This window comes from Neobacillus drentensis (assembly GCF_036966985.1).
Taxonomy (GTDB): Bacteria; Bacillota; Bacilli; order Bacillales; family Cytobacillaceae; genus Neobacillus; species Neobacillus drentensis_E.
The window spans coordinates 1-4,026 of record NZ_JBALSN010000415.1 but is presented as its reverse complement, the minus strand read 5'-3'; the positions used below and the strand labels follow the sequence as shown (position 1 = coordinate 4,026).

Annotated in this window: 7 protein-coding genes; 6 read left to right on the top strand and 1 reads right to left on the bottom strand. The window is 33.8% G+C overall.

Translation table 11 applies throughout. The features are described from left to right. Nucleotides 1–113 precede the first annotated feature (113 nt). Nucleotides 114–1,349: an IS110 family transposase gene (locus V7659_RS23860; RefSeq protein WP_335542639.1), complete on the bottom strand. Its 1,236-nt coding sequence runs from the start codon at nt 1,347–1,349 to the stop codon at nt 114–116. 364 nt (nt 1,350–1,713) lie between these two features. Between V7659_RS23860 and V7659_RS23855 the strand changes: the two genes are divergently transcribed. From V7659_RS23855 to V7659_RS23830, 6 genes are all read left to right on the top strand, one after another. Next, complete coding sequence (locus tag V7659_RS23855; protein ID WP_420491765.1) at nt 1,714–2,046, top strand: YxiJ family protein; 333 nt, start codon at nt 1,714–1,716, stop codon at nt 2,044–2,046. Nucleotides 2,047–2,093: 47 nt separating this feature from the next. Beyond that, nucleotides 2,094–2,324 (top strand): hypothetical protein, encoded by a 231-nt coding sequence (locus V7659_RS23850; RefSeq protein WP_335542638.1) that lies wholly within the window; start codon nt 2,094–2,096, stop codon nt 2,322–2,324. A gap of 181 nt (nt 2,325–2,505) precedes the next feature. After that, on the top strand, nt 2,506–2,673 hold the full coding sequence (locus V7659_RS23845; protein ID WP_335542637.1) for a hypothetical protein: 168 nt from the start codon (nt 2,506–2,508) through the stop codon (nt 2,671–2,673). 161 nt (nt 2,674–2,834) lie between these two features. Beyond that, the gene (locus V7659_RS23840) at nt 2,835–3,110 is read left to right on the top strand and encodes a hypothetical protein (protein ID WP_335542636.1); all 276 of its coding nucleotides are present in this window, start codon (nt 2,835–2,837) and stop codon (nt 3,108–3,110) included. Between the two features lie 102 nt (nt 3,111–3,212). Beyond that, complete coding sequence (locus tag V7659_RS23835; protein WP_335542635.1) at nt 3,213–3,569, top strand: hypothetical protein; 357 nt, start codon at nt 3,213–3,215, stop codon at nt 3,567–3,569. A gap of 90 nt (nt 3,570–3,659) precedes the next feature. Next, nucleotides 3,660–4,026, top strand: a 367-nt coding sequence (locus V7659_RS23830) for a hypothetical protein (RefSeq protein ID WP_335542634.1), incomplete at its 3' end; no start/stop codon positions are given.

Sequence of the window (4,026 nt, the reverse complement as noted above, 5' to 3'; positions counted from 1 at the left end):
ATTTTTCAATAAAAACTTGAAATATCTCATGCTATACTAAAAATGTGCATGACAAATAACCTTCCAATTGTCTGTTGTTGGAAAGTTTTGTGTTATTTAGTTTAATTTTGATTCTAAGCTATATCTTGGAAAGTCGTTTTGTTTTTTAAAAGGGCAAATACCCAGTGTAAGAGCTTATTTACACAAGCTATAACAGCTACTTTAAAAGGTTTTCCTTCCTCACGTTTCTTATCATAGAACTCTCGTAATTTCTTATTTCGTGGAATGATTTCATCGCTTGTTTTGCTCTTACGACAGTCACGTATCGCACAACGAACAGCCATATATAATGCGTGACGAAGCCTGCTGGATCCTCTTTTTGTGATTCGATTTTTGGTGGCTGTAAACTTACCAGATTCAAATACACTAGGATCCACTCCAGCGAAAGCTACCAGCTTTTTAGGATCAGTAAATCGATCTATCTCCCCAATTTCTGAAATGATCGTTGCAGCGATCTTTTCTCCGATACCAGGGATAGATTTGATAATATTATATTCTTCAACTTCTTTAGCGAGGGCATCTATCTCAGACTCTAACTTGGATAGGTGCTCTTTGTATTGAAGAATAATATTGATATACATACCTAGACTTAAAATATGGCTCTGATAAACGGTCTTTTCAAACGGATTTCGATTTGCTGCAGCCTTGAGCTGAGTAGCTTTTTCTTTAGCCCATCGATAGGAACGCCTTTTACATAATTCAGCGATTTTGTCGGCTATTGTTTCTTCACTTGCCTCTAAAATATCTTCAGATGAGGGAAACTCTGAAAGAGTTAATAGTGATACGACCGAATATAAGTCACCAAAAACACCTCTGTATTCAGGGAAGACCTGATCTAGAATCGCTTGAAATTGTAGCTTTGTTTGAATCAATACACCAGTAATATTTTCGTGCTGTCTTGTAAGATTCCGAAGGTTTAATAGCTGCACCCCACGCTTCTTATACGGCTCTAAATCTTCCTTGTAAAACAGCTCGCAGAGATGGTAAGCATCTATCGCATCTGTCTTTACTTTTCGAAGACTTGAACTTTTAGCCTTATAAGAAATCAATGGATTAATGATTATCAATAAATACCCACGGTCCTCCAGGTATTGAACAACAGAGGAATGATAATGTCCTGTCGCTTCTAGAACAATAGGTGGTTTCTTACCAGTTTCTCTCTTGACCACCTCCAGAAACTCTACAAGTAAATCAAGACCTTCTATCGTATGAGAAATTTTAAAACTCTTACGGTATGGTTTGCCTTTATCTAAAAATGCCTGAACTTGACTTTCCCCTTTTGAAACATCCAGACCAATGACTGGATTCATTCTAAAATCCCCTCCTAAACTCGTAATTTGCCAGTAACCCCTAATCCTCCATGCAGTATCACAGCTTCGCTTGTTATACGAGATCTAAGTCCCAACCAGCCTCAATCATGTTTCTACAAGTAGGGGGCGAACCGTTTAGCTGACGGGGTCAAAGCCCCACGGGCAGTTACGTTCTACCCTGGCTTACTGATATAATAAGACCAAAATAAATAAGGTCAACCAGAAATATTTAGCATTCTGGTTAACCTTATAATACGAACGGGCAGGTTAGTGGAATAAGAAATGGTAAAATAAAATATGTAATATTTCAAATTTGGTGGTGTTTGATATAGATAAAACGCAAATTTTTGAAGAATTGAAGTCTATGCAACAAATTGTTATTAATCCTTTTCCTTATGACGATACAACTAAAATGCAAAAAGATTTCAAAAGAAATTTTTCCAAAGAGGATTGCCTTAACGCCGATCTGAACTCCTATTGGATGAACATAGCTGGATGTTTAAGCAAAGTCTTCAGGGGAAATGAAAGTAAAATTCCGCAAGGTCAGATAGATTGGCTTCATTTATCTTTCTTTGGCATCTTTGAACAATATCGGTTTTTAGAAGAAAACATCTCTAATTATCCAACGTTTTACGACGAATATATGAACAATGAAAAGGCTAGAGAATTATTGTTAAAATATTTATATTTTAACTAAATCCTTGTTAAGATACCAGGTGCGTTAATTAATTTTGGAGGCTATTTATGAAAATAGAAGTAAAAGATGATGATAAAGTAATAATTGATGGCTTTGAATTTTATGGTCATATTGAACAAGAGCAATTTTGTTCTAAATGTGAGTTTAATTTAGTATACAATGAAGATTTCGATGCATATTTTTGTCCTAAATGTAATTACTGGACTGAATCCAAATGTAGTGACCCTGATTGTGAATACTGCCCGAATCGTCCTGAAAAACCATTACCTCACAAATAACGGGGTGCAAAAGTGAAAGATCCAACTGCTATTTTGACGGCTTTTCTTATTGAAGTAACGTGGCAGATTAGTTGAAGAGTGATTTAGGATTAATTACCTAGTGAAATATACAATTAGAACAATTAGGATAAAAGGAAGAAACTTGATGTGAATAAAAGGGATTATCTTAGAAGGGATTATAATGAAACGATTATATAAATTTATGCTGAGTTTTTTAGTTTTTTTCATAATAAATGTGATAGTAAATGCAATTTTTGATGATAATTTAAACGTTCGTACCGCCTTTTCAGTTGCATTAGGAGTATCTTTTGGTCTGGTTTTTATTGGGGAAAAATTCAAAAAAACGTGATTTCTTTTTAAGCAATCGTGTGCAAGAGTTGAAGATTATCCAGCTGCCATTTGGCGGCTTTTTCTTATTGAAGTAACGGAACAGGTTTGTTAAATAACGATTGAAACATTATTAATTGGAGAACGTATAGAAAAAGAGAATGATAAAAAGGAAATGACATAATGGACGCTTTAGTTGTTGGATTATTGTTTTTAATTCCTGGAATAATCTTTTTCATATGGGTCTTGTTAAAATATACTGAAGAGGCACATTTGAAGGAAGTTAAGAAGTGGAAATGGATAAGAGATGATACATATGCTTCTTGGGCAGAACAGGATATGATTCTTTTTCACAAAATAGCAAGTAAATCTTACATTTTAACGAAAATAATTCTTCTGTTGTTATCACTTATTCCAGTAGTAATCGGTGCATTCGCTATATGGGTCTATTTTTCGTAAAATGACTCCTTGCTTCTTCAACTAACGAAGCAGATTGTTTAATAAGGATAGTTAATTAGGAAATAAGCAAATAGAATTAAGTTCGATGGAGAGGGTTTATCTGTGGAAATTAATACTTTGGTAGAAAAATGTATAAAATCAGCAATTGAATATGGTGTAGCTGCATTTGAGGTTGTCGAAAATTCAAGAAAGACAAATCGATTATATGATAAGAATTTCAAAAACTTTAAAAAATTAAAAAGTCTTGGAAGCAATGGGATTGATGAATTAGAAAAGTTGCTGGAACACTCAAATGACTATGTTAAATATTGTTCTGCCACGCATTTACTTTCGGTAAAGGAAGCAAAGGCGAAAGATGTACTAAAACGATTAGTCAGTAAACCTCAAATTTTTGGATTTGATGTTGAAATGTTAATAATTGAATGGGATAAAGGTAATTTAAAAGAGTATCTTGGCTAGGTGTTATTGTACTAACGTGTAGGATTGTTGAACAAGGATATATCTGTCAAAAATGACATTGTAGATTTCAATTTCTTTAGGAGGTATATATTGAAAAAATTCCGAGGAAAGAAACGTTATTTTCGTGAACTATGGAAACAAACAGAAGTAAATACATGTGACATTCAACTTGATGAGTGGTTCGATTTTTGGCATAGACATCTTGATTTTTTGGGAATCGGTAATGATAGTGTGAGATTTAGAAAAGAACATGTAAAAGCACATATGGCTTTATACAATAACTTATTAAAGGAACTTGAAACATTTAATAAACCATACCAATCTTGGGTGTTAATTAACTTGAATGACGCTGGACAAGATGCAGTATTTATTCATACGTTCAATCCCAACAGTGACAATTATCCATATAAAAACCATAATATTGACTGGAATTGCAGTATTCTTAACACTTTCAAGG